Genomic DNA, 5,114 nt, shown 5'->3' with positions numbered 1-5,114 from the left:
CCGTATTTCACTCTCGGCGGTCACGGCGGCAGGCAATGGTAATTTGATCCTCGCGGGGCAGGGTGGCGTGCGGGTTGCCACATCGGCCGGCGCAGAGCTCTCAAAATAATAAGAAGGCGGGGATTCAATGAGCAGTCATCACAACGATAAAGCGACCTTTCTTGAGCGTCTGATTTTCAACAATCGCCCGGCGGTGATCGTCATCTGCCTGCTGGTGAGCCTCTTCCTGTTCTGGCAGGCGACCTTGATTCGCCCGTCCACCAGCTTTGAAAAGATGATCCCCCTCAAGCACCCCTTCATCGAAAAAATGATGGAGCACCGCAACGATTTGGCCAACCTGGGCAACACCGTGCGTATTTCGGTGGAGGCCAAGGACGGAGATATCTTCACCCAGGACTACATGGAGACCCTGCGCCAGATCCACGACGAAGTGTTCTACATCTCCGGTGTGGACCGCTCGGGCCTCAAGTCGCTGTGGAGCCCCAGCGTACGCTGGACCGAAGTGACCGAAGAAGGGTTTGCCGGCGGGGAGGTCATCCCGCAGAGCTACAACGGTTCGCCCCAGAGCCTCGACCAGTTGCGCAATAACGTGCTCAAGTCCGGCCAGGTCGGGCGGCTGGTGGCCAATGACTTCAAGTCGAGCATCGTTGATATCCCGCTGTTGGAGTCCTACCCGGACCCGCAAGACCAGGGCAAGTTGCTGGCCCTGGACTACCGCAAGTTCTCCCATGAACTCGAAGACAAGATCCGCGACAAGTTCGAAACCCAGAACCCCAACGTCAAGATTCATATTGTCGGCTTTGCCAAAAAGGTCGGCGACCTGATCGACGGCCTGGTGATGGTGGTGCTGTTCTTCGGCGTTGCGTTTGTCATCACCCTGATTCTGCTGCTGTGGTTCACCAACTGCCTGCGCAGCACTATTGCGGTATTGAGCACGACATTGGTGGCGGTGGTCTGGCAACTCGGGTTGATGCACTTCTTCGGTTTCGGGCTGGACCCGTATTCAATGCTGGTGCCGTTCCTGATCTTCGCCATCGGCATTTCCCATGGCGTGCAGAAGATCAACGGCATTGCCCTGCAATCCAGCGAGGCAGACAACGCCCTGACCGCCGCACGGCGCACCTTCCGGCAACTGTTCCTGCCGGGGATGATCGCCATTCTGGCCGACGCGGTGGGCTTTATTACGCTGCTGATCATCGACATTGGCGTCATCCGCGAACTGGCTATCGGCGCGTCCATCGGTGTGGCAGTGATCGTGTTCACCAACCTGATCCTGCTGCCGGTCGCGATTTCCTATGTAGGCATCAGCAAGCGCGCCATCGCCAAGAGCAAGAAAGACGCGAACCGCGAACATAGCTTCTGGCGCCTGCTGTCCAAATTCGCAAGCCCGAAAGTCGCGCCGGTTTCTGTGTTCCTGGCCTTGATCGCCTTTGGTGGCGGCCTCTGGTACAGCCAGAACCTGAAGATCGGCGACCTGGACCAAGGCGCACCGGAACTGCGCCCGGATTCGCGTTACAACAAAGACAACAATTTCATCATCAGCAATTACTCCACCAGCTCCGACGTGTTGGTGGTGATGGTCAAGACCAAGGCCGAAGGCTGCTCGCGCTATGAAGCCATGGCGCCCATCGACCAGTTGATGTGGAAGATGCAGAACACCGAGGGCGTGCAGTCGGCGATCTCGTTGGTGACCGTGTCCAAGCAAATGATCAAGGGCATGAACGAGGGCAACCTGAAATGGGAAACCCTGTCGCGCAACCCGGATGTGCTGAACAACTCCATCGCCCGTGCCGATGGCTTGTACAACAACAATTGCTCCCTGGCGCCAGTGCTGGTGTTCCTCAACGACCACAAGGCCGAAACCCTCGACCGCGCTGTGCATGCGGTGCAGGACTTTGCCAAGGAAAACAACAAGGAGGGCCTGGAGTTCATCCTCGCCGCTGGTAATGCCGGGATCGAAGCGGCCACCAACGAGGTGATCAAGGAATCGGAACTGATCATCTTGATCCTGGTGTACCTGTGTGTGGCGACCATGTGCATGATCACCTTCCGCTCCTGGGCGGCGACCCTGTGCATCGTGCTGCCGCTGGTGCTGACCTCGGTACTGGGTAACGCGCTGATGGCGTTCATGGGCATTGGCGTCAAGGTTGCGACCTTGCCGGTGGTGGCCCTGGGCGTGGGGATTGGCGTGGACTACGGCATCTACATCTACAGCCGCCTGGAAAGCTTCCTGCGCGCCGGCCTGCCGTTGCAAGAGGCGTATTACCAGACGTTGAAATCCACCGGTAAAGCCGTGCTGTTCACCGGCCTGTGCCTGGCCATCGGCGTGTGCACCTGGATCTTCTCGGCCATCAAGTTCCAGGCCGACATGGGCCTGATGCTGACCTTCATGCTGCTGTGGAACATGTTTGGCGCGCTGTGGCTGTTACCGGCCCTGGCACGGTTCCTGATCAAACCCGAGAAGTTGGCGGGGCAGAAGGGCAACTCATTGTTCGCGCATTAAAACCGGGTAAAAAAGCCGCACATCATGCTAATGCTGTTCAGTTAAGGCTTTTTGTAGGAGCGATATACGCTTAACTGAACGGCATTAGCCCACTGTGCGGCTTTTTGTTGACCTTCAAGCGCCGGGTTTCACAATTTCAAGAACAGTCTTTCATCCAGCGGCTTGGTGATACCGGCCTTGATGATGCGTTCCACGACCCCGTTGTTCCCGGCCTCGGCAATCAGGTCCTTCTGGGTCTTGGTGCGCTGGGCCGGTGTCTTCAGATGCGCCGCTGTGTAGTCATCACGCGCCCAGCCCTTTTGTGGATAGTGGAAGTGGGCGTACCACAGCGCGTCGATTTTGTTTTTCTTGCGAACCACGTATTCGGTGAAGACATCGCCAGTTTTAGTCGGGATGTCGCGTCGTACCAGGTTGATATCGACAAAACCGTGGCGCCAGAGGTAATCGACATTTTCCGCCGTCGGCGTCTGTACCAGATAGCCATCGGCGGTATGGCGGCGGGCCTTTTGCAGGATGTCCTCGGCCGTTGCTCGCCAGCGTGCCACCCATTCGGCGGTTTCCGGTTTGCTGCCATGGGCGACTTGCGCCTGTTGCGCTTTTTCGATGAGCAGGTTGGCCTGGGCTTCGAGCATGTCGTTCCAGTCGCGGGGGCTGACGGTGTCTCGTCGCACGGGGTCGTCGAGCTTCTTTTTCTGAAAAAGAATGCTCTGCTCTATCTTCGTCACGCCGTCGATCAAGCTTTGCGCTTCGCTTTTGTAGCTGGACCAGGATTTGGGTAATGAAACAGGGCGTGGCGCCGTAGGTTGGCCCTGGACGATCTTCACCCAGCCACGCTCCCCAGGGTGTTCGCTGTAGCTGGCGATCGGTTGCCCGCTCTGTGGGTCGACCACGTCGATAATGTTCACGGCTTGGCCGGGTACGGGAGGGCGCAGCGTGCCGATCAGGCTTTCTTTATGCTCGGTCTTGAATACACGCTTGTTCTGCGGTTTGGCCTGCCGGTCCTTGCGTGCAGGGGTGGGTGCAATCAGTTGTTGTTCTTCCTTGACGATCTGGACTAGCTCGGCTTCTGCATCGTCGATGAAGTGCTTGAGTGTCTCGGTAAACTGTTGATGGTAATCGCGGCGAAATTGTTCCGGATGCTCTTCCTGTAGCGTGACGCTGTCACTCAATACCTGTTTGTATTTGTCGATGATGGTGGTCAGCGTGGCTTTGCGCTCGCTCAGGCTGTAGCCCTCGTACTGGCGCAGGTCATTGAACGCCAGGTATTCGGCTTTCAGGTCGACGTTCAAGAACCGCCTCATCTGAAATTGCTCGGCGATGTCGGGGGACAGCGCAGTCCATTCGGTGGCCAGGCGTTTGAGCAGCACCAACTGGTTCATCTTGGCCATGAACACCCCTGTGGCGGGGGACCGGTTGTAGCGCGTCTTCAGGTACTCCTCGGCACGTTTACTGGCGAAGGGCGAATCGTTTTTCCATTGGTCGAACACCGATCTGATCGCCTCGCTGGACGTCAGCAACTTGTCGGTGGCGTGGTACGCCATTTCAAACACGCTGGTCAGTTCGTCGTAGGCCTCCCGAGAGCCTGAATGCGCAGTATTTTCCAGCTCTGCCATCGAGGCGCCACTGATGCCGTACTGGAGGGCGTCGGTGACCAGCTTGACGTAAAAGTCCTCTATCCCAATCAGCGTATGCAATGTGTATTGGTATTCCAAAGAGCGGTTCTCTTTGAACGTCGACAGGTCGTCGACCCCCCCTATTTTCTTTGGGGCTATGGTTTCAATCGTTTTTTCGCTGGCTGCCCTGAGTGCCTGGGTTAGCGGCTTGAGGTCTTGAAGTTGTTGATCCAGGCGGCTCTTGAGCATCAGTGTGGCCTGGCGATGTTGCGCGTACGCAGCAGCGAAGCGATTGGCGGACGTGTCATCGGTAACCAGATTGCGCAGGGTCTTGAGCTTTTTCCGGGCGTTCTGATATTCGATGAAGCTGTCCTTGATCGTTTCGATTGCCGTGTCATGTTTTGCTGAAACCTTCATGCGCTCCAACATACTGCGTTGGTAGCTCTTTTCTGCTTGCTCCTTGGCGCGCCGGCTTTTCCCGAGTGTTTCCTGCAGGCTTGCGCTCTTGGGCATTCCGCCCCTGAGTCTGGGCGCCACGTCAAAATGCCAGTTGCCCTGGGCATCGCGTGCTATCGGCGGCGCCGTACGAGCCTTGTTGTGTTCGTCGATTACGTAGGGACCGTCCAGGTCGGTTGCGACGCGAAACCAATGGTTGTCGATGCAGGCGTACCAGCGGTTATCCACTTGATACAGGCCCTTCCTGATGCCTTCGCCGATTGGAGTGTCGGGGGCTGTTGGAGCGGGCACTGTGAACGAGTCGATGTGTGCACGCAGCTCGGGGGTTAATCCGCGTGGGCTCGACAGCCTGATATCAATGGCCGTGCCGTCACCACCGAAGCCTTGGGTGACCGGTGCGCTCGGGTCTTGGTGGATGGCAGGCGCAGGGCGCATGGGGTCGTTGCTCTGGCGGGGGCGGGGTGCAGGGTCGCTGGCATCGGCTCCTGGCTTAAATGGCTCAAAGGTGCGCGCTGGCTTGGATTCGGCGACGGGTACATGGG

Annotated in this window: 1 protein-coding gene and 1 pseudogene; one reads left to right on the top strand and one right to left on the bottom strand. The window is 57.8% G+C overall.

What is annotated here, in order from left to right; all coding sequences use genetic code 11:
- Positions 1 to 127 precede the first annotated feature (127 nt).
- Positions 128 to 2,503, top strand: coding sequence for an efflux RND transporter permease subunit (locus tag GIW04_RS27620; RefSeq protein WP_034135424.1), 2,376 nt, complete (start codon positions 128 to 130; stop codon positions 2,501 to 2,503).
- A 128-nt stretch (positions 2,504 to 2,631) separates the two neighbouring features.
- On the opposite strand, the pseudogene GIW04_RS27615 reads toward GIW04_RS27620, so the two are convergent.
- Positions 2,632 to 5,114: pseudogene (locus tag GIW04_RS27615) on the bottom strand (dermonecrotic toxin domain-containing protein); the annotation flags it as partial.

It is taken from the genome of Pseudomonas sp. PA-4-8C (genome assembly GCF_021606625.1).
GTDB lineage: Bacteria > Pseudomonadota > Gammaproteobacteria > Pseudomonadales > Pseudomonadaceae > Aquipseudomonas > Aquipseudomonas lactis.
The sequence above is the reverse complement of the archived record's forward strand: the minus strand, read 5'-3'. Positions and strand labels throughout refer to the sequence as shown.

Excerpts from the sequence above, each read along its gene's own strand:
- GIW04_RS27620 (WP_034135424.1), top strand. The coding sequence starts at position 128 with ATGAGCAGTCATCACAACGATAAAGCGACCTTTCTTGAGCGTCTGATT.